This is a genomic window from Streptomyces sp. NPDC026206, assembly GCF_040638465.1.
In the GTDB taxonomy this organism is placed as follows: Bacteria; Actinomycetota; Actinomycetes; order Streptomycetales; family Streptomycetaceae; genus Streptomyces.
On record NZ_JBEZYL010000001.1, the window covers coordinates 105,734 to 132,714 of the forward strand.

Genomic DNA, 26,981 nt, shown 5'->3' on the forward strand with positions numbered 1-26,981 from the left:
GGTTCCTGTCCTACCGCGCGCGATATTCAGGTGCGCGGCGCGCCTTCGGCTGAGACGGTTCGCCCCATGAACGCCGATCAAAGCACGAGCGCCCGTCCTGTGAACGCCGGTCAGGCACGGGAGCCCGTCCTGCGCCGGGCCGGGGCCGCCGACGCCGCGGAAGTGGCGGAGCTGTGGTTGCGCTCCTACGACGCGGCCCTGCCGGCCGTACGCCGGGCGCACACGGACGAGGAGGTCCGGGCGTGGTTCCGCCATGTCGTGGTGCCCGGGCTCGAGACGTGGGTGGCGGAGGCGGCGGGCGGAGAGCTCGTGGGAGTGATGGTCCTGGACGACGACCACCTCGACCAGCTCTACCTCGCCCCGTCCTGGCGCGGCCGCGGCCTGGGCGACCGCTTCGTCGCCCTCGCCAAGGAGCGTCGTCCGGGCGGCCTGGACCTGTGGACGTTCCAGGTCAACACCCCTGCCCACCGCTTCTACGAGCGGCACGGCTTCTCGAGCGCGGAGCGCACGGACGGCGGCGCAAACGAAGAACGGGAGCCGGACGTTCGCTACGTCTGGCTCCCGTGCTGAGAGTGCGCTCGGCAGGATTCGAACCTGCAACCTCTTGATCCGTAGTCAAGTGCTCTATCCGTTAAGCTACGAGCGCTCGGCTCCCCGGAGCGGATTCCCGTCGTCCGGTCGGCGTTGCGGGAACAACTGTACATGAACTGTTCGCATGGGTTTCACACCCGCGGGCCCGGCGCACGGGCCCCGAGGCGAGGAATGTTGCCCGTCGTCGGGTGAAGCGACCGGTACGGGCCCGGTCGGGCAGGGCGACGTGGGGCAATATGGGCTCATGGGCACCTTCGCTGCACACGGCGGTCTCATCGCCGGGCGGTACCGGCTGGTCCGCAAGATCGGGCGCGGTGGCATGGGCACCGTATGGCGTGCCACGGATGAGCTGTTGGCCCGTGAGGTCGCGGTCAAAGAGCTGCACGTCGACGATCTGCCTTCGGCTTCGGACGCCCAGGCGCAGTACGACCGCATGCTGCGCGAGGCCCGCGCGGTCGCGCTGATCAAACACCCGAACGTGATCGTCATGCACGACATCGTCGAGCAGGACGGCCGCCCCTGGATCATCATGGAGCTGGTCGACGGCCGTTCGCTGTCCGGCCGGCTGTCGGCGGAGGGGCCGGTCTCCCCGCAGGAGGCGGCCCGCATCGGCGTCGCGCTGCTGGGCGCGCTGCGCGTGGCCCACGCGCGCGGCGTCCTGCACCGGGACATCAAGCCCCCGAACGTCCTGCTGGAGGCGGCCACCGAGCGGGTCGTGCTCACCGACTTCGGCATCGCCCAGGTCTCCGGCGCCACGACGATCACCGAGACGGGCGCGTTCGTCGGCTCGCCCGAGTACACGGCGCCCGAGCGGATGGCGGGCGGCCACGCGGGCCCGGAGTCCGACCTGTGGTCGCTGGGGGTGCTGCTGTGCACGGCGATGAACGGCGAATCCCCCTTCCACCGCGACTCGTTGGGCGGCATCCTGCACGCCGTCGTGTACGCGGAGATCCACCCGCCCGCCGCGGCCGGGCCGCTGCTGCCGGTCGTACGGGGCCTGCTGGACCGGGACCCGGCGCAGCGGATGGGCGCGGACGAGGCGGAGCGGCTGCTGCGGGGCTACCTGGACACCGGCCGGACGCCCGTCCCGCGGACGTACACGCCGACGCGGAGCGGTGCCGCCACCCCCGCGTCCGCCGCCACCACCACCCACTCCTCGGTGTCCACGCCCGGCAGCAACCGCGCGCGTACCGCCCTCATGGCGGCCCTCACCGTCGTCACCCTGGCCGGGATGGGCGCCGGCGCGGCCGCGCTGCTGATGGACCGTGACCAGGGCGCGGCGTCGGCGAACGGCAAGGCCGCCCACTCCGCCGGCCCGCCCGGCGCGCCGTCCGCCGCCGAGCCGCCCCCCGCCAGCGCGTCCGTCACCGCGCCCGCCGGCTACCACGCCGTCCAGGACCCGGCGGGATTCGCCCTCGCCGTCCCCGACGGCTTCACCCGTTCCTTCGAACCGCCGCGCGTTTTCTACTACTCGCCCGGCAAGGAGTTCCGCATCGGCGTCCTCATCCAGGACGTGCAGGACGGCGGCCCGATCGTCGCCATGCGCAGCTCCGCCGCGCTCGCCCCCGACCGCTACCCCGGCTACCGCGACGGCAAGGTCGAGCGCACCACGCACAAGGGACGCCGGGCCGCCTCCTGGGAGTTCGTCTGGGACGGCTTCGAGGGCCAGGAGAACAAGGGTCCCGCCGGCGCGCGGCACACCTACGACCTCGCCTGGGACGAGGGGGACAAGATGTACGACGTGTGGGTGTCGTCCCCGGCGGACAAGGCGGCCGAGGGCCACCGCCACTTCCGCACCGCGCTGTCCACCTTTGTCAGGACGAAGCCGGTCTCCTCCCCCTGACCGGGCGGGCCCGCCCGGCCCAAAGGTGCGGTGGCAGGGCCGCGCTTGGTAAGGATTGGGCCATGAAGAACGACGGGGGATGGGCGGATCAGCCCACCAGTTACGGGCTCCAGCCGCCGGGTATGCCGGATTCCGCTCATTTCACGCCAGGGGCGGCACCGGCGCCCGTACCGCCGCAGCCCTCGGTGCCGGCACCGCCCGCACCGCCCGCCGGCGGCGCCCACTCGCCCACGCAGCTGCATGACGCGCCCGGCGCCGCCGACCCGGGCGCCGGCCGGCGAATAGGCGGCCGCTACCGCCTCGTGTCCCGCCTCGGGCACGGTGGCATGGGCACCGTCTGGAAGGCCCGTGACGAGGTCGTCGACCGCGACGTCGCCGTCAAGGAACCACGCGTCCCCGCGCACCTGCCGGAGGCCGTGCGGGAGCAGGTCCACCAGCGCATGCGGCGCGAGGCGCGTGCCGCGGCCCGCATCGACCACCCCTCCGTCGTCGCCGTGCACGACGTGGTCGTCGAGGACGGGCGGCCCTGGATCGTCATGGAACTGGTGCGCGGCCGCTCCCTCGGCGACAGGCTCGCCGACGGCACCCTGGACCCGCGCGAGGCCGCCCGCATCGGCCTGGCCGTACTGGACGCGCTGTGCGCCGCACACGAGGCGGGTGTCCTGCACCGGGACGTCAAGCCCGACAACGTCCTGCTCGGGCGCGGCGACCGCGTCGTGCTCACCGACTTCGGCATCGCCCGCATCGAGGGCGAGCAGGGTCTGACCGAGACGGGCGCCTTCGTCGGCTCGCCCGAATTCGTCGCACCCGAACGGGTGCTGGGACAGCAGCCCGGACCGGAGTCGGACCTGTGGTCGCTGGGTGTCGTGCTGTACGCGGCGGCGGAGGGCGTATCGCCGTTCCGCCGCTCCAACACCCAGGCGACGATGCAGGCGGTCCTCTCCACCGAGCCGCAGGTGCCCGTGCGCGCCGCCGGCGAGCTGGGCGCGCTCGTCATGGCGCTGCTCCGCAAGGACCCCGCGGCCCGCCCGGCCGCCGCCCAGGTACGGCAGGCCCTGGAGAGCGTCGCCCGGCCGCCGGCCCCGCGGCCCGCGGCCTTCACCACGGCGCACGCCGGACAGGGCACCGGCAGTGCCTGGGTACCGCCCGTCCTTCAGGGCAACCGCAAGGCACAGTTCGCTCTCGGCGGCGGTGTGCTGGCCGCGGCCGTCGCCGCGACGCTGATCGTGGTGGACCCCTTCGCGAAGGAGACGCTGCCTGCGAACTGGAGGGTCCGGCCGGAGGGCGAGGTCGTCAAGGCGTCCGTCGCCGTCCCCGGGGACTACGCCCGTACGGTCGAGACGGACAACAGATCCGTCTCTTTCCACGACCCCAGCGGCATCTTCGCCGTGCACGTCAGCCAGGACACCGACGAGGAGCGGCGCAAGACCTACGGCGACAAGCCGAAGGACGTCGGCTCGGCCGAGGTCGAGGCCAAGAGGGTCATGGACCGCTACAAGGGCGGCAAGGAGCCCTCGGTCAACGAGGCTCAGGCCACGATGGCCAGGACGACCTACCAGGGCGGGGAGGCGGCCGAGGTCACCACCGTCTACCGCCGCTCCGGCGACAGCGAGAAGGACCCCAAGCGCTGCCGCCGCACCCACCTCTTCGTCAACAAGGCCGAGAGCACCGTCTGGGAGGTGGAGGTTTCGATGCCCGCGGCCGGTGAAGGACGCAAGGACGGCGACAAGCTCTTCGACTCCGTCCTCAAGTACCTAAAGATCGAGGACTCGGCGAAGTAATCGCGGTTACCAGCGGGTACCCAAATTGTCCGGTCCGGAATACGCTCACCCGCATGACGGACGCGCAGGACACCGGAACGGTCATCGTCGGCAACTCCCGTAATCCCGTCGCCCCGTCGGGCGCCCGCACGGCCGCCGACGTGGTGACCCCCGAACTCATAGCCCGCCTCACCCGCTCCGTCGTGAGCTCCGGGGTCACCACCACCGCCGGCCACACGCCCTTCACCGGCCAGGTCCTCGCCGCCGGCCTGCCGGAATCCACTCCCGACGACGTCGCCGACGCGTTCGTACGGGCCCGCGAGGCGCAGCGGGCCTGGGCCGCGGTGCCCGCACGGCAGCGGGCGGCCGTCCTGCTGCGCTTCCACGACCTCGTGCTCGACCGGCAGTCCGGCATCCTGGACCTCGTACAGCTGGAGACCGGTAAGGCCCGGCTGCACGCACACGAGGAGGTGCAGGCGGTCGCCCTCGCCGCCCGGCACTACGGGCGCACGGCACCCGCCTGCCTGCGGCCCAAGCAGCACCTGGGCGTCCTGCCCGTCCTCACCAAGGTCACCGAGCGGCGCGTACCGCGCGGCGTGGTCGGCCAGATCGTCCCCTGGAATTACCCGTTCGAGCTGTCCGTCGGTGACGCGCTGCCGGCCTTCGCCGCGGGCAACGCCGTCGTGATGAAGCCGGACACGCAGACCGCTCTCACCGCCCTCCTGGCCCGTGAGCTGCTCATCGAGGCAGGGCTGCCCGAAGGCGTGTGGCAGGTCGTGCTCGGCGAAGGCCCGGTCGTGGGCCCGGCCGTCGTCGCCCACGCCGACTACGTCTCCTTCACCGGCTCCACGCGCACCGGCCGTGAGGTCGCGCAGGCGGCCGCCGCCCGGCTCGTCGGCTGCTCGCTCGAACTCGGCGGAAAGAACGCCATGCTGGTGCTGCGCGACGCCGACCTGGACAAGGCGGCGGCGGGCGCCGTCCGCGGCTGCTTCTCCTCCGCCGGCCAGCTGTGCGTCTCCATCGAGCGGCTGTACGTCCACACCTCCGTGGCCGACGAGTTCCTGCGCCGCTTCGCCGCCCGCACGAGGGCCCTGCGGCTGGGCACCGGGCTGGCCTACGGTGCCGACATGGGCTCACTCGTCTCGCAGCGCCAGCTGGAGACCGTCAGCCGGCACGTGGAGGAGGCCGTCGCCAAGGGCGCCACGGTCCTCGTCGGCGGCCGCCACCGGCCGGACGTCGGGCCGCTGTTCTACGAACCCACCATCCTGGACGGCGTCGAGCCGCCCATGGCGGTCTGCACGCAGGAGACCTTCGGCCCGGTCGTGTCCGTCTACCGCTTCGACGACGAGAACGAGGCGGTCCGCCTGGCCAACGCCACGCCCTTCGGGCTCAACGCCAGCGTGTGGACGGGGGACGGGCGGCGCGGACGGGCCCTCGCGGCACGGCTGCGCGCCGGGACGGTCAACGTGAACGAGGCCTATGCGGCCGCATACGGCAGCGCGCAGGCACCGATGGGCGGCATGGGCGACTCCGGCCTGGGCCGACGGCACGGCGCGGAGGGCCTCCTGAAGTACACCGAGGCCCAGACGGTCGCCCACCAGCGGATCGTGCCGCTGGGGCCGGCGTTCGGGCTGGACGACGAGCAGTACACCCGCCTGCTGACGGGCGGACTACGGCTGCTGAAGGCGATCCGTCTGCGCTGAGCGGAGGCACGTGGTGACCACATTCGACTACGACGTCATCGTCGTGGGTTCCGGCTTCGGCGGTTCCGTCGCCGCCCTGCGCCTGACCGAGAAGGGCTACCGCGTCGGCGTGCTGGAGGCCGGCCGGCGCTTCACCCGCGACACCCTCCCCAGGAACTCCTGGGACCTGCGCAACTACCTGTGGGCCCCGGCGCTGGGCCTCTACGGCATCCAGCGCATCCACCTCCTGGGCAACGTCATGGTCCTGGCGGGCGCCGGAGTGGGCGGCGGCTCCCTGAACTACGCCAACACGCTGTACGTGCCGCCGAAGGCGTTCTTCGACGACCCGCAGTGGGCCGCGATCACCGACTGGCAGGAGGAGCTGCGCCCGTACTACGAACAGGCGCAGCGCATGCTGGGCGTGCGGCTCAACCCCACGACGACGCCCTCCGACGTGCACCTGAAGGCGGCGGCCGAGCGGATGGGGGTGGGCGACACCTTCCACGCCGCGCCCGTCGGCGTCTTCTTCGGCGACGGCCGGGACGGCGAGGGAACGGTAGGGGCCCGGCCCGGCGCCGAGGCCCCCGACCCGTACTTCGGGGGCGCGGGGCCCGCACGCCGGGCCTGCGTCGAGTGCGGCGAGTGCATGACGGGCTGCCGGCACGGCGCCAAGAACACCCTCACCGAGAACTACCTCCACCTCGCCGAGCGCGCCGGAGCCGTCATCCACCCGATGACGACGGTCACGGCCGTCACCGAGCACCCGGACGGCGGCTACCGCGTCCTGACCGTCCCCACCGGACGGCGGCGCGGGGCCCGCCGCACACCGCCCCGCGTGCTGCGTGCCGGACAGGTCGTGATGGCGGCCGGCACCTACGGCACCCAGACCCTCCTGCACACCATGAAGGACAAGGGCCTGCTGCCCCGCCTCTCCGAGCGGCTCGGCGAGCTGACCCGCACGAACTCCGAAGCGCTGGTCGGCGCCCGGACCACCCCCCGCCGCTACCGCAAGGCGCACGGGCACGCGCCCGACTTCACCCGGGGCGTCGCGATCACCTCGTCCGTCCACCCCGACGCCCACACCCACATCGAGCCCGTGCGGTACGGCAAGGGCTCGAACGCCATGGGTAGCCTGTCCATCCTCCAGGTGCCGGTGGGAACGCGGGCGCCGCGAGCGGTGGCCTTCGCGGCGCGCTGCGCACGGCATCCGCTGCAGCTGCTGATGTCACTCTCCACCCACCGCTGGTCGGAGCGCACGATCATCGGCCTCGTCATGCAGTCGCTCGACAACTCCCTGACGACGTACCGCAGGCCGAAGGGCCTGGGTAAGGGCCTGCTCACGGCCCGGCAGGGGCACGGCGCGCCCAACCCGAAGCAGATACCGGCGGCGGCCGAGGCGGCGGCCTTCATCGCCCGGGAGATCAACGGCTTCCCCGGCAGCAACGTCGGCGAGCTCATGGGCACCCCGCTCACCGCCCACTTCATCGGCGGCTGCCCGATCGGCCCCGACCCCTCCCGTGGCGTCATCGACCCGTACCACCGGCTGTACGGGCATCCCGGCATCTCGGTGGTCGACGGTGCGGCGGTCTCCGCGAACCTCGGCGTCAACCCGTCCCTGACGATCACGGCGCAGGCCGAGCGGGCGATGGCGCTCTGGCCGAACAAGGGCGAGGCCGATCCGCGCCCCGCGCAGGAGGGCGCGTACGAGCGCGTGGCCGCCGTCGAACCCCGCGAACCGGCGGTGCCCGAGGGCGCCTTCGGCGCGCTGCGGCTGCCGCTGCTGCCGGTCCCGCCCGTGCCGGAGCGGTCAGTCGAGGAACCGTAGCCGGTAAGGCCCGGGCTCCATAGAGCGCGGGCCTTACCGGTGTGTCATCGCGTCACCGAGGTGTCAGGCGGCGACGTTGCTCTTGCGCCGCCTCACCACGAACAGCGCGCCCGCGCCCACGACCACCGCAGCGCCGCCGATGCCGGCGATCAGCAGTGCCGAGGAGGAGGAGCCGGTTTCGGCGAGGCTGCCCGTGACGGGCAGTTCGGCGAGCTCGCCCTTCGCGGAGGGCTTGTTCCCGGCCTGGCCGACACCGGCGCCCTGACCGGCCTTCCCGCCGTTTTCGGTCCTGCCGGGCTTACCCGGCTTGCCCTTGGCGTCGTCAACCTTGCCGGGCTTGCTGCCCGGGGACAGGACGGTGAAGTCGAACTGGCTGATCTCGTCGAAGCCGCACTGGCCGTCCTCGCCGTACGAGTGACCGATGGTGAAGAAGTAGCCGGACCCCGCCTTGGCCTTCTCGCCGATCTTGATGCGCATCCTGGCGTCCGCGTACTCGCCGGGCTTGAGGCTCTTCACCGTGGCGAAGTCGTCGTTGTCCTGGAACTTGGCGCCCTCCCCCTCGATGGGCTTCCATTTTCCGGTCGCCGGGTTGTACCACTCGACCGTGACGGACAGCTCGGCGACGTCATTGACCTTCGGGTCGGCGCTGCCGAGGCTGAGGGAGATGTCGGTCTCCATCACCTTGATCTTGGACACGTTGACGACGCGGTACGTGAACTCGTGCCAGCCGGACCCGGCGACGATCTTGCCCGGTAGCCCGCGCAGCCCGGTCTTGCCACGGTCTTCGCCGAATATGGGCATGCAGAAGGCCGGGCGGGTGTAGGTGGGGGACGGCGAGGCCGACGGCTTCACCGACCCGGACTTCTCGGGGGTCGGCGCCGCGCCGACCTTCTCGGCGTTCTTGGCGTCGTCCTTCTTCGTGTCGCCCGGCACGGCCGGGACGTCCTTGGCCCCGTCCTGGTCCTTGGACCCCGTGCCGGAGGTCGGCCCGGAGGGGCTGACGGATGCCGTTGGCTCGGTCACCGCGTGCGCGGCGGGCGCCGCGAGCAGCGCGACGGGCCCGACGACGGTCATGGCGGCAGCGGTCGCCAGAGCACGGCGAAGCTTCATCGATTCCTCTTCCGGAAGTCGTGCGGTTACATGCACACGACCGGGGACCCGGCGAGAAGGTTGCGCGCTACAGGAAGAATTCGGGCCCCGCGTGACGGAACTCACCGCCACGGCTGGTACCGCGTGTGTGCGGCCCACGGCGAAGGGCCCCGGGCCGGCTCCGCGGGGGCGTGCGGGCGGCCTCGGGGCCCTTGACTGCCGGCACCGATATCAGGGCAGGGTCGGTGCCGCGGAGCGACGCCGGGGGGAGCGTCGCTGGCTGGGGGATGGTTGAACCAATGGCGGTAACGGACAAAGGACTTGCCGTTCCCTTTTGCATCGTGCGGGATGAGCCACCCCGGGCGCAACCGTTTCGACCGGATACGGTCGGTTCCAGGCGTCCCTGGAACCGACCGCCCCTTGAGTGGCGGCCGGGCTGCTGTCCCCTGCTGACCGGTCGCCTCGCCACCGGAGTGAGGTCCCACGACGCGCGTGCTCGCACGTCACACACCCCGGTGGATCCCGCCCTGTCGTGCCGGGCGCCCAGATGAACAGGGACGGAAGCCACGCGTGGATCTCCGAGGGCCGCTCCTGGCTGGTGCGGACACCGGTATGAACGAAGATGATCAGCCACCGGTCACGCGCCGTACGGGTGACGGCCCCCGAACTCGGGTGCGGCGGGTGATCAGACGCGGCCCCGGCACAGCTCCAGCAGGGTCATGGCGAGGGCGGTGCCGGGCTTGCCGAGCTGCTTCCTGTAGTGGCCGAGGATCTCCATCTCGCGGGAGAGGCTCACCCGTCGCCCGCCGGAGGCGATGCGCTCGCGCTGGATCACGGCCGAGACGGCCATGCGCTCCTGCACGAGACCGATGATGCGGCCGTCGAGATCGTCGATCCGCTCGCGGGCGCCGGTGATCACCCCGGCGGCCTCGTCGGTGCGCGCGCCGGTGTCGGTGACGGTCCTGGTGGCCTCGGTGGCGGTGCCGGTGCTCATGTGTGTTCCTCCAAAGGGGGCGCGGCCCCCCGGAGCGGCAAGACCCGGGAAAACGACAGGCGCCCCGGGCCTTGTCGGCCCGGGGCGCCTGGGAAGTCGCTCGTCAGTAGCTCAAGCGGCATGACCATGGCAGCCGGACGGGCCGGGTGCCATAGGTAAAGACGAAGGTCAGCTGCTCGCGCATGGGGACAGTATGTCCCGGCCGCGGCCGCCGGACCAAGCCGGATTCGGATGGTGAGACAAAAGCAGCCACCCGCGCCCCGGTAGAATCGACAAATACAGACCCCCTCATCGATCGCCGGAAGGCCGCTCCCGTGTCAGCAGCACCCCCCGCCGCCGCCCACGACAACACCGCGGAACCGGTGCTCGTTGTCGACTTCGGCGCGCAGTACGCCCAGCTCATCGCCCGCCGCGTCCGTGAGGCCCGGGTCTACAGCGAGATCGTGCCCAGCACGATGCCCGTGGCCGACATGCTCGCGAAGAACCCGAAGGCGATCATCCTCTCCGGCGGCCCCTCGTCCGTGTACGAGGAGGGCGCCCCCCGCCTGGACCGCGCCATCTTCGAGGCCGACGTCCCGGTCTTCGGCATGTGCTACGGCTTCCAGCTGATGGCCACGACGCTGGGCGGCACCGTCGACAACACCGGCGCGCGCGAGTACGGCCGTACGCCCCTGCACGTCTCCCGCTCCGGCTCGACCCTCTTCGAGGGCACGCCCGACGAGCAGTCGGTGTGGATGTCGCACGGCGACGCCTGCTCGGCCGCGCCCGAAGGCTTCACCGTCAGCGCGTCCACGGACGTCGTGCCGGTCGCCGCCTTCGAGAACGACGAGAAGAAGCTCTACGGCGTGCAGTACCACCCCGAGGTGATGCACTCCACGCACGGCCAGCTGGTCCTGGAGCACTTCCTCTACCGCGGCGCGGGCATCGAGCCCACGTGGACCACGGGCAACGTGATCGACGAGCAGGTCGCCGCCATCCGCGAGATGGTCGGCACCAAGCGCGCGATCTGCGGCCTGTCCGGCGGCGTGGACTCCGCCGTCGCCGCGGCCCTCGTACAGAAGGCCATCGGCTCGCAGCTGACCTGCGTCTACGTCGACCACGGCCTGATGCGCAAGGGCGAGACCGAGCAGGTCGAGAAGGACTTCGTCGCCGCGACGGGCGTCCAGCTGAAGGTCGTGGACGCGCAGGAGCGCTTCCTCGCCGCGCTCGCCGGGGTCTCCGACCCCGAGGAGAAGCGGAAGATCATCGGCCGGGAGTTCATCCGCGTCTTCGAGCAGGCCCAGGCCGAGATCATCGCCGAGGCCGGCGAGAGCGGCGAGCCCGTCGAGTTCCTCGTCCAGGGCACCCTCTACCCCGACGTCGTCGAGTCCGGCGGCGGCACCGGCACCGCCAACATCAAGTCCCACCACAACGTGGGCGGCCTCCCCGAGGACCTGGAGTTCAAGCTCATCGAGCCGCTCCGCCAGCTCTTCAAGGACGAGGTCCGCATGGTCGGCCAGCAGCTGGGCCTGCCGGACGAGATCGTCCAGCGCCAGCCCTTCCCGGGCCCCGGCCTGGGCATCCGCATCGTCGGCGAGGTGACGAAGGAGCGCCTGGACCTCCTGCGCGAGGCCGACGCCATCGCCCGCGAGGAGCTCACCGCCGCCGGCCTGGACCGCGAGATCTGGCAGTGCCCGGTCGTGCTGCTCGCCGACGTCCGCAGCGTGGGCGTGCAGGGTGACGGCCGCACGTACGGCCACCCGATCGTGCTGCGCCCCGTCTCGTCCGAGGACGCCATGACGGCCGACTGGACGCGCATGCCGTACGACGTGCTGGCCAAGATCTCGACGCGCATCACGAACGAGGTGCGCGATGTGAACCGCGTGGTGCTCGATGTGACGAGCAAGCCGCCGGGGACGATCGAGTGGGAGTAACCCTTCGGGGGAGTAGTCCTCACAGGGGAGTAGTCCTCTCGTAGGGTCAACGCCGATGTCGTCGCTCATTCGTTTGAGCGGCGGCATCGGCGTTTGCCGTGGGTACGCTGGCCGTACAGGCGAGACTCCGTCGCATGGGAGCAATCATGAGCGCCGCACCCGAGTTCGAGCTGGACGAGCAGTACAACTATCCGGTTCCCCCGCCGGGGGGCTGGACGGCGGATGACCTCGACCGGCTTCCGAACTTGCCGCGGCACACTGAGTTGATCGACGGGAGCCTCGTCTTTGTGAGTCCGCAGACCAAGTTTCACTTGCGAACCATGCGGTTGCTGGAGAACTCCCTGCTGGACCAGGCGCCGGACGAGCTCGACGTCTTCCGTGAGTTCACCATCAGGCTGAACAAGCGGAACCGGCCGGAGCCGGATGTCCTGGTTGTTCCGACCGGGGTGGACACAGGGCCGAAAGAGACATGGGTCAAGCCGGAGGATGTCATTCTTGCGGTCGAGGTCGTCTCCGAAGACTCTGTCGAACGTGACCACGAGGTCAAGCCCCCCAAGTATGCGGCTGCGGGCATCCCGCACTTCTGGCTGGTCGAGAAGAACGACGGGCTGCCTGTCGCGTACGTCTATGAACTCGACCCCATCGCCAAGTCCTACGCGCTCACCGGTATCCACCACGGCAGGCTCAAGCTGAGCGTTCCTTTCTGTATCGACATCGACCTCACCGCGATCAACAAGCGGAGGCCTGCCCCGAGCAGTTGAGCGGGCATTCCTCTGGCCCCCGGCCGTACCCGGCGGTAGTTTCCGGTCCGTAGCCACGGATCAACCGGAGGAGCACCGCCATGCCACAGGCAGCAGCGCCGGAACCGATACCCACCGACCAGCTCCACTTCGCCATGCCCCCGAAGCACGAGTCCGTCGAGGACGAGCGGCGCCATCGCAAGGAGCGGCTCGCGGCGGCGCTCCGCCTGTTCGGGCGGTTCGGGTTCGAGGAGGGGGTCGCGGGGCACATCACCGCGCGCGACCCCGAGTTCACCGATCACTTCTGGGTGAACCCCTTCGGGATGTCCTTCAAGCACGTCACGGTCTCCGACCTGATCCTCGTCAACCACCAGGGAAAGGTCGTCGAGGGCCGTCACCACGTCAACCAGGCCGCCTTCGTGATCCACTCGCAGGTCCACCGGGCCCGGCCCGACGTCGTGGCCGCCGCGCACAGCCACTCCACGTACGGGCGGGCGCTGTCCGCGCTCGGGGAGCTGCTGGAGCCGATCACGCAGGACGTCTGCGCCTTCTACCAGGACCACGCGCTCTTCGACGACTACACGGGCGTCGTCGTGGACGAGGAGGAGGGGCGGCGCATCGCCACCGCCCTGGGGCCGCACAAGGCGGTGATCCTGCGCAACCACGGGCTGCTGACCGTCGGTGACTCCGTGGACGCGGCAGCGTGGTGGTTCATCACGATGGAACGTTCCTGCCAGGTGCAGCTGGTCGCGAAGGCCGCCGGAAAGCCGGTGCTCATCGACGCGGCGAGCGCCCAGCACACCCGTGACCAGGTCGGGACCGACCTGGTGGGGTGGATCAACTACCAGCCGCTGTATCAGCAGATCACGCGCAGCGAGCCGGAGCTTCTGGCCGGAGCTTCTGAGGTGACGGCCGGCGGCTGAGCCCTGTGGACAACATCCTTCGGCCGTGACGGGGGTTGTCCACAGGGCTGAACGCGTTCTGCCCGGCGCACGTATGGTCGGATGGCGATGGGCCGTGACGGATGCCGGCGGGCCACGGCGGGTGTGAACGCGAGGACGAAGGCGAGGGAGGCGGCGATGGCGAGCGGCATGTCGTTCAACGGGCGCGGGGACACGGGGCGGTATGCGCTGCTGCCATTGCGGCTCTTCCTCGGGGTCACCTTCATCTACGCGGGGCTCGACAAGCTCACCGACCCGGCCTTCATGGCGAGCCAGGGGCCGGGGTCGGTCGGGGCGCTGATGGACTCGGTGCGGGACACGGCCGCGATCCCGGGCCTGGTGGACCTGGCGCTGAAGAGTCCGGCCGGCTTCGGCTACACGATCGCCTTCTGTGAGCTGGCGGTGGGCATAGGCACCCTGCTCGGGGTGCTCGCCCGCGTCGCGGCGGCCGGGGGTGCGCTGATCTCGCTCAGCCTCTGGCTGACCGTCAGCTGGGCGGCCACGCCCTACTACTACGGCAACGACCTGATCTATCTGATGGCCTGGCTGCCGTTGGTCATCGCGGGCGCGCCCCTGCTGTCGGTGGACGCGGCCTGGTCCGGCCGCCGCCGAGGGCGGGGCCGGCGGAGGAGGCTGTTCGGCTGAGCCCCCCTCCGGTGGGCGTGCGCCCATGGGCAGGCTGTGCAGTCAGCCGATGCAGTCATGCGTGCAGTCAGCCGATGGGGTCAGCCGATGCAGTCAGCCGGTCTCGCCGGGCCGGTCGACCCGGTCCGTGGCGCGGCGCCGGTGGCGACGCAGGGCGAAGGCGAGGGAGGAGGCCACGCCGGCCACACAGAAGCCGGCCACCATGACGGGCAGCAGTACGTAGGGGGGGAAGTGCCACCAGCCCCTGGCGGCCGCCAGATAGGCCAGGCAGCCGCCGGTCAGGACCAGTCCGACGACGAGCTTGCCGGGGTCGAATTCATGGCGCGGCACGTTCCACCTCCACCTGGCCGATACCGGCCTTGAGCTTGATCTCCACCGTGCCGCGCGAGCTGTGCCCGGAGGCGGGTGCCAGCGAGAGCTGCTTGTGCTGTCCGGCCCTGATGTCGATGTCCTCCCGCTGCTCGCCGGGCAGCTGGACGTCGCCCACGCCGACCTCGATGTCCAGCCTGGCCGTCACGTCCTGCGGAAGGACGACCCTGAGCCGGCCCGCGCCGACCTCGGCGCTCAGGGCGAGCGGTGCCGTGCCGCCCCGGGGCCAGGGCATCCCGGTCAGGTCGAGCACGCCCACACCGCTGCCCAGTTCGTAGTGGTCCCGCACGTCCGCCGGGCCCGACGGGCGCCAGGTCGTGCGCGTCCACTCGCTGGTCACCGTCTTGGGCAGCGCGGCGGCGCCGGTCAGCAGCGCACCGGTCAGCACGGCCGCCACGACCGTGCCGCCGCCGGTGCGCCCGTACAGCGAGCTGAGTGCGATGCCCAGGCCGAAGACGCCCAGCGCGCAGGCCAGGCCGGTCTCCAGGGAGGTGCCCAGCGGCTGGTGGTGCCACGTCAGGCCGGTGCCGAGGCCGCAGGCCGCCAGGGCCAGCAGGAAGGTCCAGCCGCCCAGCTGCCGCCCCGTTGGCGCCGTGCGTACGGGGGCGCGGGCGGCGGTGACCCCCGTCTCGTACGGGCCGTCGTCCGGGCCCCACAGATAGCCGGTGCCGGCGGACGGGGCCGTGGCGCCCGTGGAGTCCTTGACGGGGTCGCGCCACCAGGACGGCGTCCCCGGTGCGGGGGGTGCCTGCGTTTCGGGCGGGGCATCCACAGCCTTGTGGGTTTTGAGGCCCTTGAGCGTCTTCTGGGTTTTCGGAGTGCTCTGCGTCGCGTAGGGCGACGGCTGTTCGGCTGCCGCCACGCCGCCGGCGACGTCTTCGCCCTTCTCCTCCGCCTCCGCCGGGCCACGGTGCTGCGACCAGTACGCGGCACCGCTGACGGCGACCGTCAGCATCAACGCGAACGACATCACGCCGCTGTTGTTGAGCATCGACAGGAACAGGCCGCAGCCCACCAGGGCGCAGAGCACCGCGGTCAGCGCCGGTCCTTCGACGCGGCCCGACAGCAGCCGGCGCCCCTCGTTGTCCTCCTCGCCCTCCAGCGGGATGAGCAGCCACGCGAATCCGTACACGATCAGCCCCAGCCCGCCCGTGACCCCGAGTACGCCCAGTACCACGCGGAAGATGACGGGGTCCATGTCGAAGCAACGGCCGAGCCCGCCGCAGACGCCGGAGACCATTTTGTGCTCGCGGCTGCGCCGCAGCGGTGGCCGGGTGCCGCGTTCTGCGGTCGGTGCGTCGGTCATGGGGCCATGGTGTCAACCGGAACGCCTCCAGGACATCCGTGGCGACCCTGGACGTTCCCTGAGATCACCCCCGACGCCCGGCCGGTTAGGGTGTGGCCGATCGAACACACACGGGGGAACCGGAGGGGCGCGCGGTGCACAGTGCAGTGCCTGGGACGGGACGGCTCGTCGCTGGGCGGTACCGGCTCGTCGAGCGGATAGGCCGCGGCGGCATGGGTACCGTCTGGCGGGCCGGGGACGAGTTGCTCGGCCGCCAGGTCGCCGTCAAGCAGCTGCACGTCTCCCCGGGCCTGCAGGAGGACGAGCTCGCCACCCTCTACGAGCGCACCCGCCGCGAGGCGCGCAGCGCGGCCCGCATCACCCACCCCAACGTCGTGGTCGTCCACGACGTCGTCGACGACCACGGCCTGCCCTGCATCGTGATGGAGTACGTCCCCTCGATCACCCTCGGCGACGTGCTCAAGAACGGCACCGTCACCCCCGAGGAGGCCGCCCGCATCGGGCGCGGCATGATCGCGGCGCTGCGCGCGGCCCACGCGGCCGGGGTGCTGCACCGCGACGTCAAGCCCGGCAACGTGCTCCTCGGCGACGACGGGCGCGTCGTGCTCACCGACTTCGGCATCGCCCAGTCCACCGGCACGTCCACGCTGACCAAGACCGGCGAGATGGTCGGCTCGATCGACTACATCGCCCCCGAGCGGGTCAAGGGCGCCAAGCCCGGCCCCGCCTCCGACCTGTGGGCGCTCGGCGCCACCCTCTACCAGGCGCTGGAGGGCAGGCCGCCGTTCCGCCGGGACACGGCGGTCGAGACGGCCTACGCGATCGCCATGGACCCGCTCGTGCCGCCGCGCGGCGCCGGCCCGCTGACGAAGCTGATCGAGACCCTGCTGGCCAAGGAGCCGGACCTGCGGCCCCCCGCCGAGCTGGCCGAACAGATCCTGCGCGAACCGGCCGCCGAGCCCACGACGGCCTACCTGAAGACCTCGCGGCCCGAGCCCCGGCCGCGACCCCGCCCCGAGCCGCCGACCGCCCCGCAGACCGTCACCGCCGAGGCCTCCGTCACCGGGCCCGCTCCCACCCGCGCGCCCCGCGAGGCGGGGGGCCGGGGCCGTGGGGCCCTGTGGGGCACGGCGGCGGCCGTCGTCCTGGCGGGGCTCGCGGCCGGTGGCTACGTCCTGTCGCAGGACGGCGGTCAGGAGGACGACGAGGCCGCGCCCCCGGCCCGGCAGGAGCCGGGTGCCGGCAAGAGCCCGTCCCCGACGCCGGGGGCGAGCCGGCCGCCGGCCGTGCCGAAGGGCTACCACCTGGCCAAGGAGGAGAGCCTCGGCGTCTCCTTCCCCGTGCCGGACGGCTGGCGGCGCAGCACGGTGCCCAAGAGCGACGAGGCGGTCTACCTCGACCCGTCGGGTCTGGTCGGGCTGCGCGTCGCCGTGCTCGACCTCGCGAGCACGAACCCCCTCCAGCACTGGAAGGACGACGAGGCCAGGTCCCAGAAGGAGGGGAAGCTGCCGGGCTACAGCCAACTGCGGATGCAGAGCACGACCTTCCGGGGTCTGCCGGCCGCGATCTGGGAGTTCACCTTCCGGGGCAAGGCGCGTGAGTTCCGCGCCGCCGACCTGGGGTTCGGCCGCCCGGGCGGGAAGGAGTACGCGATCTACCTCTCGGCGCCGGAGGCCGACTGGCACAAGCACAAGAAGGTGTTCGACGACGTCCGGGACGGTTTCCGGCTGCCGGAGAACGGATAGCGGATAGGGGAGCGGTCAGGGACGACCCTGATACCCGTGCGGGCGCGGCCGTGTGACGATCGGTGCATGACCGCCCCGCCCCACACGCAGCACCCCGACGGCCCGCCCCTGCGCAAGCTCTACCGCAGCGCGGAGGGACGGATGCTGGGCGGTGTGGCCCGCGGGCTCGCCGGGCACCTGGGGGTGCCGGTGTCGTGGGTGCGGCTGGTGTTCCTTGCGCTGCTCATGGCGGAGGGCATGGGGGCGCTGCTGTACGCGGTGTTCTGGTTCGTGGTGCCGCTCGGCGTCGGCGGAGTCGAGGCGCCGCGGCCGGCGGTGGCGGAGGTCTCCGCCGACGGGCGCCGGCGGCTCTTCGCCCACAAGCCCGACCGGGGACAGGTCTTCGCGCTCGTCGCGCTCCTCATCAGCGCCGCGGCCTTCCTCGACCGGCTCCATCTCGGCCGGGCCAACACCTACATCTGGCCCCTGGTGCTCATCGGCGCGGGCGTCGCTCTTGTCTGGCGCCAGGCCGACAACGCCCGCCGGGCGCACTGGATGGAGGTCAGCCGCCGCAAGCGCGTCCTGCCCCTCGCGCGCGGCGCGGCGGGCGTGGTGCTGGTCGGCGTCGGCGCCACCGGCATTGTGGTGCTCCAGGGCTCGGCCGAACATCTGGGCACCGTCCTGCAGGCGTCGCTGGCCGTGCTGGTCGGCATCGCGCTCCTGGCGGGCCCCTCGGTCGTGCGGATGGCCCAGGACCTCTCCGCCGAGCGGACGATGCGCATCCGGGCCCAGGAGCGCGCCGAGGTGGCCGCCCACGTCCACGACTCCGTCCTGCACACCCTCACCCTGATCCAGCGCAACGCCGACGACGCCCGCGAGGTCGCCCGCCTGGCCCGGGCGCAGGAGAGGGAGCTGCGGAACTGGCTCTACAACCCCGAGGGCCGCGGCAAGGACGAGGCCGACGGGCCCGAGACCCTGGCCGAGGCCGTCAAGGCCACCGCCGCCGGGGTCGAGGACCACCACGGCGTGCCCATCGAGGTCGTCGTGGTCGGCGACTGCGCGCTCGACGAGCGGCTGGACGCCCAGGTGCAGGCGGCCCGTGAGGCCATGGTCAACGCCGCCAAGTACGGTGGCCAGGGCGGGGCCGTGCAGGTCTACGCCGAGGTCGAGGGGCGTACGGTCTTCATCTCCGTACGCGACCGGGGTCCCGGCTTCGACCCGGACGCCGTTCCGGACGACCGGATGGGCGTCCGTGAGTCGATCATCGGCAGGATGCAGCGCAACGGCGGCACCGCGAGACTGCGTTCCGCGCCCGACGGGGGAACGGAAGTGGAGCTGGAGATGGAGAGGGCGGAGAAGGCGTGATGACGACCCGAGAGACCGACGAGAGCGCCGCGCGGCACGTCAGGGTGGTGCTCGTCGACGACCACCGCATGTTCCGCACGGGTGTGCAGGCCGAGATCGGGGCCACCGACCGTACGGGTGTCGAGGTCGTGGGCGAGGCCGCCGACGTCGACCAGGCGGTCACCGTCATCACCGCGACCCGGCCCGAGGTCGTCCTGCTGGACGTCCACCTCCCGGGCGGCGGCGGAGTGGAGGTGCTGCGCCGCTGCGCCCCCCTGATGGCCGGCCAGAAAGCCCCGGTCCGCTTCCTCGCACTGTCCGTGTCCGACGCCGCCGAGGACGTCATCGGCGTCATCCGGGGCGGTGCGCGCGGCTATGTCACCAAGACCATCACCGGGGCGGACCTGGTCGACGCGGTCTTCCGGGTCAAGGACGGCGACGCCGTCTTCTCGCCCCGGCTGGCCGGCTTCGTGCTCGACGCGTTCGCGTCGACGGACGCACCGCCGGTCGACGAGGACCTGGACCGCCTCACCCAGCGCGAGCGCGAGGTGCTGCGCCTGATCGCCCGCGGCTACGCCTACAAGGAGATCGCCAAGCAGCTCTTCATTTCGGTGAAGACGGTCGAGTCGCACGTCTCGGCGGTGCTGCGCAAGCTCCAACTGTCCAACCGGCACGAGCTGACGCGCTGGGCGACGGCACGACGGCTGGTCTGACGAGGCGGGGGCTTTCGTCGTCCCGCTCCGGTACTGGCGGCGGGGAAACGGAAGCCCTAGGTGCACGCCCTACGAAGGCGTGCGATCACGCTTCGTACCCGCCCTCCGGTCATTGGGGCCATCGTCACGCCGCCACGGACGCGGCTTTCGGGAACCTCTTCGCCCTTCCCGCCATCTAGTCACAGGCGAGAGGCACAGAACCGGAAACGAGAGCCCGATGACCCGATGAGCCTGACGGGGACCCCCTTCTTCCTGACCACGATCGTCCTGGTCGTGCTGGCCCTCGCGCTGCCCCTCGGGCTGTGGGGCAAGGTCGGCGGGCCCGCGCTCGTACGGCATGCCACCCGCTTCCTCATGCTGTTGTTCGCGCAGGTCGCCGCGATCGCCATGGTCTTCGTGATCGTCAACAACTCCAACGGCCTGTTCGACACCTGGGCCGACCTCCTCGGCACCGGCGACCACGTCGGCGCCGCGGCCGACCTCGGCCCGGACGGCACCGGCGGCAAGTCCCTGGACGGCGAGCCGAAGGTCGTGCAGAAGTTCGCGCCCGCGTCCGACAAGCGTATGGGGCCCGGTGTCCAGGAGACCAAGCTCAAGGGCCGCATATCGGGCGTGGAGGGCGAGGTCTACGTATGGCTGCCGCCGCAGTACGACGACCCGGCCCACAAGGGCAAGAAGTTCCCCGTGGTCGAGGTGCTGCCCGGCTTCCCCGGCTCCGCCAAGGCCTGGTTCGGCACCCTGAACGTCAACACGCAGCTCAAGCCGATGATGGAGAAGGGCGAGGTCGCGCCGTTCATCATCGTGGCGCCGCGCACCACGCTCCTCGGTGACGTCGACACCGGCTGCGCCAACACTCCCGGCAAGGTCAACGCCGACACCTGGCTGAGCGTCGACGTCCGCAAGATGGTCGTCGACACCTTCCGCGTCGACGACAAGCCCGACGGCTGGGCCGTCGCGGGGTACTCGGCCGGTGCTCACTGCGCCACCAAGCTGGCCGTCGCCCACCCCGACCGCTACCGCGCCGGCGTGAGCCTGTCCGGCTACAACGACCCCATCGGCGAGTCGGCCTCCCTCACCGCGAAGACGCCGGAGCTGCGCGACGCCAACAACCCCTGGAAGATGCTGCAGCGCGCCAAGACCCCGCCGCGCGTGGCGCTGTTCATCTCGGGCGCGGAGGGCGACGGCTACCAGAGCGGCCTGGCGATCAAGCAGTCCGCGAAGCCGCCGACGACCGTACAGGTCGGCATGGTTCCGGCGGGCGCGGGCGGCCACGGCACGACCGTCTGGAAGCGGCAGGTGCCGGATGTCTTCCGGTGGCTGACCAAGCAGGTCACGTACTGAGCGGTCCGGTCGTCCTGCGGCCTGCCCGCTAGGCGGGCCGGGACGCCCCCGCGAACGGCATCTCGTCGATCGGCGCGATCCGCACCGGGGCCCCGGGATGCGGGGCGTGGATCATCCGGCCACCGCCGATGTAGAGGCCGACGTGGCTGATGCCGGAGTAGAAGAACACCAGGTCCCCTGGGGTGAGCTGCCCCCGCGCGATCCGCCGGCCGGCGTTGATCTGCGTATACGTGGTGCGCGGCAGCGACACCCCTGCCGCCTGCCACGCCGCCTGCGTCAGCCCCGAGCAGTCGAACGCCGACGGACCGGTGGCACCCCACACGTACGGCTTGCCGATCGCGGAGTAGGCGAAGGCCACGGCCCGCGCGGCGCGGCCCGACGTGGCCCCGGAGGCGCTGTCGCGCGCCGCCTGTACCGGCGCGAGCGCGGCGTGCGCCACCTCGCCCGCGCCGGTGGCGCCGGTGGCGGCCGTGACGCTGTCGCCCGCCTCGACCGCCGTGCGCTCGGCAGCCGGCAGCTCGGCCAGCACCTGCCTGGCCCTGTCGAGCTGCGCCTCGATCGTGCGCTTGTGCGCGGCGAGCGCGGCCTCCTCGCGCTTGAGCTCCGAGAGCCGGGCGCCGGCGGTGCTGCGGACCTGCTCCACGTCGCGCAGCTCGTGCCGCACCCGGGCCACCGCCGCGGCCTGCCGGGTCCCCGCGCGGTCGGCGAGGGAGGCGCTCTCCAGATAGCGGTCCGGGGTGGCGGAGAGCAGCAGCCGCACGCCGGAGGGCATGCCGCCCTCGCGGTACTGGGCGGTGGCGAAGGAGCCGAGGGCGTTGCGGGCGGCGTTGAGGCGCTCGGTCCGGCGGGCGGCCTCGTCCTGGAGCCGGTCGAGCGCGGCTCGCGCCCGGTCGGTCATCTCCTTCACGCCGTTGTACTTCTCGGTGGCCACCTCGGCCTGCTGGTAGTAGCCGGCCACCTGCTCCTTCGCCTGGGCGGGGGTCGGGGCGGGGGCGGCGTGGCCGGTGCCCTCCAGCGCGGTGGCCGTGGCGGCTCCCGCCAGGACGAGGGTCGCGGCGGTCCGGGCAGTGCTGCCGGCGAGGGGGTTCTGCTTGGGTTTTCGGTGCGTCGCCACGTCGGCCGTCACTTCCTTGGGGTCCGGCAAGAGATGCCCGGCGGCGGCCCGCACGAGGGGGGGAGGGCGGGCCACCGCCGTCTGGAGGAGGACGCTAAACCCCGGGGTCACAGGGAAACGGTCATGACCGGTATTGGGTCTAATCAGCCGTTTGGTGACTGTCTATGGCCGCTGATCCCCGACCGTACGGAAGGAAGACGCACTGGACTGACCGAAGCGGCGATTACTCCTACCTGGCCGCTGATGGGTGGTATGGGCCCGGCTAGGGTCGGACCCCATGGACGTACTCATTCACGCCGTCGTCGGCCTGCACATCATCGGCATCGCCGCGCTGCTCGGCGGCTTCATGACCCAGATGAAGGCCATGGGCAGGGGCGAGGCGCGCATGGTCCCTGCGATGCTGCACGGCGCGCTGACCATGCTGGTCACCGGCGTCGCGCTGGCCGGCCTCAATCAAGCCGAGGACCACACGCTCAACACCGTCAAGCTCGGCGTGAAGCTGGCCCTGCTCGTCGTGATCCTGGGCCTGGTCTACGTCAAGCGCGACGACGAGAAGGTCGAGGCGGCCGCCTTCGGGACTGTGGGCGCCCTGACGGCGGCGAACATCTTCATCGCCGTCCTGTGGGTCTGACCACTGTCCGGTCCTGCTGTGCCGGGCGTCCGGACGCCGTCCGGCTGTGTGCCTGACCACTGTCCGCGGGATCCGGGACCGGCTGTCAGTGGGGCGGCCTAGACTCGGGAGGCGATGAGCAGCCTCTTTGACGACAGCTTCCTGGCGGATCTTGCCCCCTCGGCTCCCTCCGGCGAGGAGCACCCGCCGCCCCCGGAGGACACGGCCCCGGACGAGCCGCTGCCGGACGACCTGTTCGGCGGCGCCTTCGACGCGCCCGTGCCCCGGGAGGCGTACTACCGCGACGGCGCCGCCCGGCCCGTCGTGGACCCGGCGGCGCTGCTGGAGGGGATGAACGACCAGCAGCGCGCCGCCGTGGTGCACACGGGCTCGCCGCTGCTGATCGTCGCGGGCGCCGGCTCCGGCAAGACGCGCGTGCTCACCCACCGCATCGCCCACCTGCTGGGCGCGCGCCACGTCCACCCCGGGCAGATCCTCGCGATCACGTTCACGAACAAGGCCGCGGGCGAGATGAAGGAGCGCGTCGAGCAGCTCGTCGGCCCGCGCGCCCACGCGATGTGGGTGCTGACCTTCCACAGCGCGTGCGTGCGCATCCTGCGCCGCGAGAGCAAGAAGCTGGGCTTCACGTCCTCGTTCTCGATCTACGACGCCGCCGACTCCAAGCGCCTCATGGCGCTCGTCTGCCGTGACCTGGACCTGGACCCGAAGAAGTTCCCCCCGAAGTCCTTCAGCGCGAAGATCTCCAACCTCAAGAACGAGCTCATCGACGAGGAGGCCTTCGCCGCGCAGGCGGCCGACGGTTTCGAGAAGACGCTCGCCGAGGCGTACGCGATGTACCAGGCACGGCTGCGCGAGGCCAACGCCCTGGACTTCGACGACATCATCATGACCACGGTCCACCTGCTGCAGGCCTTCCCGGACGTGGCCGAGCACTACCGCCGCCGCTTCCGCCACGTCCTGGTCGACGAGTACCAGGACACCAACCACGCCCAGTACACCCTGGTCCGCGAGCTGGTGGGCACGGCGGAGAACAGCGGCGACGAGGGCGTCGCCGAGCTGTGCGTCGTGGGCGACGCCGACCAGTCGATCTACGCCTTCCGCGGCGCCACCATCCGCAACATCCTCCAGTTCGAGGAGGACTACCCGGACGCCACCACAATCCTGCTGGAGCAGAACTACCGCTCCACACAGACGATCCTCAACGCCGCGAACGCCGTCATCGAGCGCAACCAGAACCGTCGGCCCAAGAACCTGTGGACCGCCGCCGGCGAGGGCGCGTCCATCACCGGCTACGTGGCCGACACCGAGCACGACGAGGCACAGTTCGTCGCCGACGAGATCGACCGCCTGACGGACGCCGGGAACGCCAGGGCCGGGGACGTCGCCGTCTTCTACCGCACCAACGCCCAGTCCCGTGTCTTCGAAGAGATCTTCATCCGCGTCGGCCTGCCCTACAAGGTCGTCGGCGGCGTGCGCTTCTACGAGCGCAAGGAGGTCCGTGACGTCCTGGCCTACCTGCGAGTCCTCGCCAACCCCGAGGACACCGTCCCGCTGCGGCGCATCCTCAACGTGCCCAAGCGCGGCATCGGGGATCGGGCCGAAGCCATGATCGACGCGCTCTCGCTGCGCGAGAAGATCAGCTTCCCGCAGGCGCTGCGCCGCGTCGACGAGGCGTACGGCATGGCCGCCCGCTCGGCGAACGCCGTCAAGCGCTTCAACGTGCTCATGGAGGAGCTGCGCACGATCGTCGAGTCCGGGGCCGGGCCCGCGACCGTGCTGGAGGCGGTGCTTGAGCGCACGGGCTATCTGGCCGAACTGCAGGCGTCCACCGACCCGCAGGACGAGACCCGCGTCGAGAACCTCCAGGAGCTCGCCGCCGTCGCCCTGGAGTTCGAGCAGGAGCGCTCCGCCGAAGGCGACGGGAACGCGGGCACGCTGGCCGAGTTCCTGGAGAAGGTCGCGCTCGTCGCCGACTCCGACCAGATCCCTGACGAGGACACCGAGGGCACGGGCGTCATCACGCTGATGACCCTGCACACGGCGAAGGGCCTGGAGTTCCCCGTCGTCTTCGTCACCGGCATGGAGGACGGCGTCTTCCCGCACATGCGGGCCCTGGGGCAGACGAAGGAGCTGGAGGAGGAGCGGCGCCTGGCCTATGTGGGCATCACCCGTGCCCGCGAGCGGCTCTACCTGACCCGGGCGAGCATGCGCAGCGCGTGGGGGCAGCCCTCGTACAACCCGCCCTCACGGTTCCTGGAGGAGATCCCCGAGCAGTACGTGGCCTGGCGCCGCACCGGGCCGGCGACGCCGTCCGCGTCCTCGCTGGGCGCGGGGTCGGGCACGGGATCCGGCATCACGGCCGGGTTCTCGTCGTCCCGGGGCGGCGGCAAGGCGGGACCCAGCGGCTTCGCGACGCGGCGCGCCAAGGACCGGCCCGTGGTGGCGCTGGCCACCGGTGACCGGGTCACGCACGACTCGTTCGGGCTCGGCACCGTCATCGCCGTCAAGGGCGGCGGTGACAACGCCGAGGCCACGGTCGACTTCGGCGGGGAGAAGCCGAAGCGGCTGCTGCTGCGGTACGCGCCGGTCGAGAAGCTGTAGGGACGGCAGGCTCACAGCAGGACCACAGCAAGACCACAGCAGGAGGACCACAGCAGGCCCACAGTCGGCCGACTGTGGGCCTGCTGTGAGCCTGTGGTTTTCGGCTTCCGGTTACGTCGGGTCGAGGTCGTGGCCGCGCAGCCACGGCAGCGGGTCGACGGCCGAGCCGCCGGGCCGCACCTCGAAGTGCAGGTGCGGACCCGTGGAGTTGCCGGAGTTGCCGGAGTAGGCGATCACGTCGCCGGCCTTGACGGACCCGGACCGGACCTTGGTGCTGCTGAGGTGGCAGTACCAGGTCTCGGTGCCGTCGGGTGACGTCACTATGGCCATGTTGCCGTAGGCCACGTTGTACTGCGTACGGACGGTGCCGTCGGTGGCGGCCATGACCGGCGTGCCGTAGCTGACGGGGAAGTCGATGCCGGTGTGCACCGACATCCAGTTGACACCCGCCTGGCCGTACATCGCGCTCAGCCCGTGCTGGGAGACGGGCAGCGAGAACTTCGGCCGCTCGCGCTCCTTGCGGGCCGCCTCCTCCGCCTTGCGCTTGCGCTCGTCCTCCTGGCGGGCCTTGAGGTCGATGCGCTCCTGCGTGCGGTTGGCGCGGCTGGCGAAGTCGTCGGCCCCGCGGCTGAGGCCGGCGAGCTGGGTGTCCAGCTTGCTGTTGGCCGCCGAGAGCTTGACGGCCGTGTCGGGTGCGGAGGCCGCCGTGGTCTTCGGGGCCTCCTTCCCGCCGCCCGCCACGACGGACGCGGCGGCGATGCCGGCCACGCCCATGACGGCGACCGAGGGCACGGCGACGGTCAGCAGTGCCTTGCGGCGCGGGCGGTAACCGGCGCGGGCCGGTGCGCCCTTGCGTCTGCTGCGGGACCGGTCCGGGGCGTCGTCGTGCCGCGTGCGCGACGGCGGTGGGGCATCGGTGTCCGCTTCGTCCGGCTCCGGCGGTTCGACGACCGTCATGGTGCGCGTCTCGTCGTCGGCGACGGACCGGGCGCGGGGCACCCTCGCGCCGGGCGCGGGGTCCGTGCCGGATGCGGACAAGTCGGCGCCCGAGAGGTCGACCATGAGTGTGGGGGCGTGGTGGGGCTCGCTCGCCGCTTCCGTCCGGGGCTCCGGCCGGTGGTTCTCCATCGCCGCGTACGCGCTGGTGTCCCAGGTCTGCGTCTGCTGGGCGCTGAGGTCCGCCGCCGCCCAGGCCTCGTCCGGGGTCCGGCCCGTCCGGCCCGTCTGCCCCCAGCCCGAGGTGTCCCAGGACTGGGAGGTGTACTGCTGCTGACCGGTCGTGTCCCAGGCCTGCGAGGCATGGCCTGCGGAGAGGGCGTCGCCCGTCCCCCACTGGCCCGTTTCGTACGACCCGGCCGCCGACCCGGCAGCGCTCCAGGCGCCCGTGTCCCATTGGCCAGAGGTGTCCCACTGGCCGGAGGTGTCCCACTGGCCTGTGCCGGCGTACTCACCGGTGTGGTACTGCCCTGTGTGGTACTGCCCTGTGTGGTACTGCCCTGTGTCGTGCTGGACGGCCTGGCCGCCGAGGTCGTAACCGTTGAAGTCCCAGGTCTGGGTGTTGCCGGTGACGCCCCATTGACCGGTGGTGTCCCATTGGCCGGACGTGCTCGACGTGCTCGACGTGGTCAAAGCGCTGGAAGTGTCCCACTGGGAGCTGTAGCCGTCGTACTGGGCGTAGCCCTGCGGAGTGCTCTGCTGCTCGTACGACGGGTAGTACCCGTAGGAGGCATCGGGAGCGGGAACGGACGGAGCCGGGCCCGCCGACGGGTGACGGTCGTTCACCACCACTTCCATTTCGCCTTGGCAGCAGGAGAA

21 protein-coding genes and 1 tRNA gene are annotated in these 26,981 nt (G+C 71.7%); 15 read left to right on the forward strand and 7 right to left on the reverse strand.

Translation table 11 applies throughout. From position 1 onward, the window contains the following. The first annotated feature begins 66 nt into the window (after window positions 1-66). Window positions 67-570, forward strand: a complete 504-nt coding sequence (locus tag AB0F13_RS00505; RefSeq protein WP_362072763.1) for a GNAT family N-acetyltransferase — start codon at window positions 67-69, stop codon at window positions 568-570. A 3-nt stretch (window positions 571-573) separates the two neighbouring features. Here AB0F13_RS00505 and AB0F13_RS00510 read toward each other — a convergent pair. Beyond that, a tRNA-Arg gene (locus AB0F13_RS00510) sits at window positions 574-646 on the reverse strand. Between the two features lie 189 nt (window positions 647-835). Here AB0F13_RS00510 and AB0F13_RS00515 point away from each other — a divergent pair. The 4 genes from AB0F13_RS00515 to AB0F13_RS00530 all read left to right on the forward strand — a co-directional run bounded on the left by AB0F13_RS00515 (window position 836) and on the right by AB0F13_RS00530 (window position 7,701). Continuing rightward, window positions 836-2,434, forward strand: a complete 1,599-nt coding sequence (locus AB0F13_RS00515; RefSeq protein ID WP_362072766.1) for a serine/threonine-protein kinase — start codon at window positions 836-838, stop codon at window positions 2,432-2,434. Between the two features lie 62 nt (window positions 2,435-2,496). Next, window positions 2,497-4,215 carry a serine/threonine-protein kinase gene (locus AB0F13_RS00520; RefSeq protein ID WP_362072769.1) on the forward strand — a complete coding sequence of 573 codons (1,719 nt, stop codon included), beginning with the start codon at window positions 2,497-2,499 and terminating at the stop codon, window positions 4,213-4,215. A 53-nt stretch (window positions 4,216-4,268) separates the two neighbouring features. Next, the gene (locus AB0F13_RS00525) at window positions 4,269-5,897 is read left to right on the forward strand and encodes a succinic semialdehyde dehydrogenase (RefSeq protein WP_362072772.1); all 1,629 of its coding nucleotides are present in this window, start codon (window positions 4,269-4,271) and stop codon (window positions 5,895-5,897) included. Window positions 5,898-5,910: 13 nt separating this feature from the next. Further along, on the forward strand, window positions 5,911-7,701 hold the full coding sequence (locus AB0F13_RS00530) for a GMC family oxidoreductase (protein WP_362072775.1): 1,791 nt from the start codon (window positions 5,911-5,913) through the stop codon (window positions 7,699-7,701). A gap of 63 nt (window positions 7,702-7,764) precedes the next feature. Here AB0F13_RS00530 and AB0F13_RS00535 read toward each other — a convergent pair whose 3' ends face one another. After that, window positions 7,765-8,811 carry an LAETG motif-containing sortase-dependent surface protein gene (locus AB0F13_RS00535; RefSeq protein ID WP_362072778.1) on the reverse strand — a complete coding sequence of 349 codons (1,047 nt, stop codon included), beginning with the start codon at window positions 8,809-8,811 and terminating at the stop codon, window positions 7,765-7,767. 664 nt (window positions 8,812-9,475) lie between these two features. Next, window positions 9,476-9,784 carry a chorismate mutase gene (locus tag AB0F13_RS00540; RefSeq protein ID WP_362072781.1) on the reverse strand — a complete coding sequence of 103 codons (309 nt, stop codon included), beginning with the start codon at window positions 9,782-9,784 and terminating at the stop codon, window positions 9,476-9,478. Window positions 9,785-10,098: 314 nt separating this feature from the next. Between AB0F13_RS00540 and guaA the strand changes: the two genes are divergently transcribed. The 4 genes from guaA to AB0F13_RS00560 all read left to right on the forward strand — a co-directional run bounded on the left by guaA (window position 10,099) and on the right by AB0F13_RS00560 (window position 14,023). Continuing rightward, window positions 10,099-11,697: a glutamine-hydrolyzing GMP synthase gene (gene guaA / locus AB0F13_RS00545; protein WP_362072784.1), complete on the forward strand. Its 1,599-nt coding sequence runs from the start codon at window positions 10,099-10,101 to the stop codon at window positions 11,695-11,697. Between the two features lie 146 nt (window positions 11,698-11,843). Next, complete coding sequence (locus AB0F13_RS00550) at window positions 11,844-12,458, forward strand: Uma2 family endonuclease (protein WP_362072787.1); 615 nt, start codon at window positions 11,844-11,846, stop codon at window positions 12,456-12,458. An 80-nt stretch (window positions 12,459-12,538) separates the two neighbouring features. Next, complete coding sequence (locus AB0F13_RS00555; RefSeq protein WP_362072790.1) at window positions 12,539-13,360, forward strand: class II aldolase/adducin family protein; 822 nt, start codon at window positions 12,539-12,541, stop codon at window positions 13,358-13,360. Between the two features lie 156 nt (window positions 13,361-13,516). Next, complete coding sequence (locus AB0F13_RS00560) at window positions 13,517-14,023, forward strand: DoxX family protein (protein ID WP_362072793.1); 507 nt, start codon at window positions 13,517-13,519, stop codon at window positions 14,021-14,023. Window positions 14,024-14,116: 93 nt separating this feature from the next. Here the strand turns inward: AB0F13_RS00560 and AB0F13_RS00565 are convergent, their stop codons facing one another. Both AB0F13_RS00565 and AB0F13_RS00570 read right to left on the reverse strand, forming a co-directional pair. Further along, on the reverse strand, window positions 14,117-14,353 hold the full coding sequence (locus tag AB0F13_RS00565; protein ID WP_362072796.1) for a hypothetical protein: 237 nt from the start codon (window positions 14,351-14,353) through the stop codon (window positions 14,117-14,119). Further along, on the reverse strand, window positions 14,340-15,698 hold the full coding sequence (locus tag AB0F13_RS00570) for a PspC domain-containing protein (protein ID WP_362072799.1): 1,359 nt from the start codon (window positions 15,696-15,698) through the stop codon (window positions 14,340-14,342). Before AB0F13_RS00570 ends, AB0F13_RS00565 begins: the two co-directional genes overlap by 14 nt. Window positions 15,699-15,832: 134 nt before the next feature. Between AB0F13_RS00570 and AB0F13_RS00575 the strand changes: the two genes are divergently transcribed. The 4 genes from AB0F13_RS00575 to AB0F13_RS00590 all read left to right on the forward strand — a co-directional run bounded on the left by AB0F13_RS00575 (window position 15,833) and on the right by AB0F13_RS00590 (window position 20,820). After that, window positions 15,833-17,443 carry a serine/threonine-protein kinase gene (locus tag AB0F13_RS00575; protein ID WP_362072802.1) on the forward strand — a complete coding sequence of 537 codons (1,611 nt, stop codon included), beginning with the start codon at window positions 15,833-15,835 and terminating at the stop codon, window positions 17,441-17,443. Window positions 17,444-17,509: 66 nt separating this feature from the next. Beyond that, on the forward strand, window positions 17,510-18,787 hold the full coding sequence (locus AB0F13_RS00580) for a PspC domain-containing protein (RefSeq protein ID WP_362072805.1): 1,278 nt from the start codon (window positions 17,510-17,512) through the stop codon (window positions 18,785-18,787). Beyond that, complete coding sequence (locus AB0F13_RS00585) at window positions 18,787-19,479, forward strand: response regulator transcription factor (protein ID WP_362072808.1); 693 nt, start codon at window positions 18,787-18,789, stop codon at window positions 19,477-19,479. The genes AB0F13_RS00580 and AB0F13_RS00585 overlap by 1 nt, the downstream gene beginning before the upstream one ends. A 225-nt stretch (window positions 19,480-19,704) precedes the next feature. Beyond that, complete coding sequence (locus AB0F13_RS00590; protein WP_362072811.1) at window positions 19,705-20,820, forward strand: alpha/beta hydrolase-fold protein; 1,116 nt, start codon at window positions 19,705-19,707, stop codon at window positions 20,818-20,820. A 28-nt stretch (window positions 20,821-20,848) separates the two neighbouring features. Here the strand turns inward: AB0F13_RS00590 and AB0F13_RS00595 are convergent, their stop codons facing one another. Then, window positions 20,849-21,934, reverse strand: coding sequence for a C40 family peptidase (locus AB0F13_RS00595; RefSeq protein ID WP_362072814.1), 1,086 nt, complete (start codon window positions 21,932-21,934; stop codon window positions 20,849-20,851). Between the two features lie 277 nt (window positions 21,935-22,211). On the opposite strand from AB0F13_RS00595, the gene AB0F13_RS00600 reads away from it, so the two are divergent. Together AB0F13_RS00600 and pcrA are read left to right on the forward strand one after the other, a co-directional pair. Then, window positions 22,212-22,565 carry a hypothetical protein gene (locus AB0F13_RS00600; RefSeq protein WP_362072817.1) on the forward strand — a complete coding sequence of 118 codons (354 nt, stop codon included), beginning with the start codon at window positions 22,212-22,214 and terminating at the stop codon, window positions 22,563-22,565. A gap of 114 nt (window positions 22,566-22,679) precedes the next feature. Continuing rightward, window positions 22,680-25,166 (forward strand): DNA helicase PcrA, encoded by a 2,487-nt coding sequence (pcrA, locus tag AB0F13_RS00605; protein ID WP_362072820.1) that lies wholly within the window; start codon window positions 22,680-22,682, stop codon window positions 25,164-25,166. A gap of 111 nt (window positions 25,167-25,277) precedes the next feature. On the opposite strand, the gene AB0F13_RS00610 is transcribed toward pcrA, so the two are convergent. Continuing rightward, window positions 25,278-26,948, reverse strand: coding sequence for a peptidoglycan DD-metalloendopeptidase family protein (locus AB0F13_RS00610; protein WP_362072823.1), 1,671 nt, complete (start codon window positions 26,946-26,948; stop codon window positions 25,278-25,280). Between the last annotated feature and the right edge of the window lie 33 nt (window positions 26,949-26,981).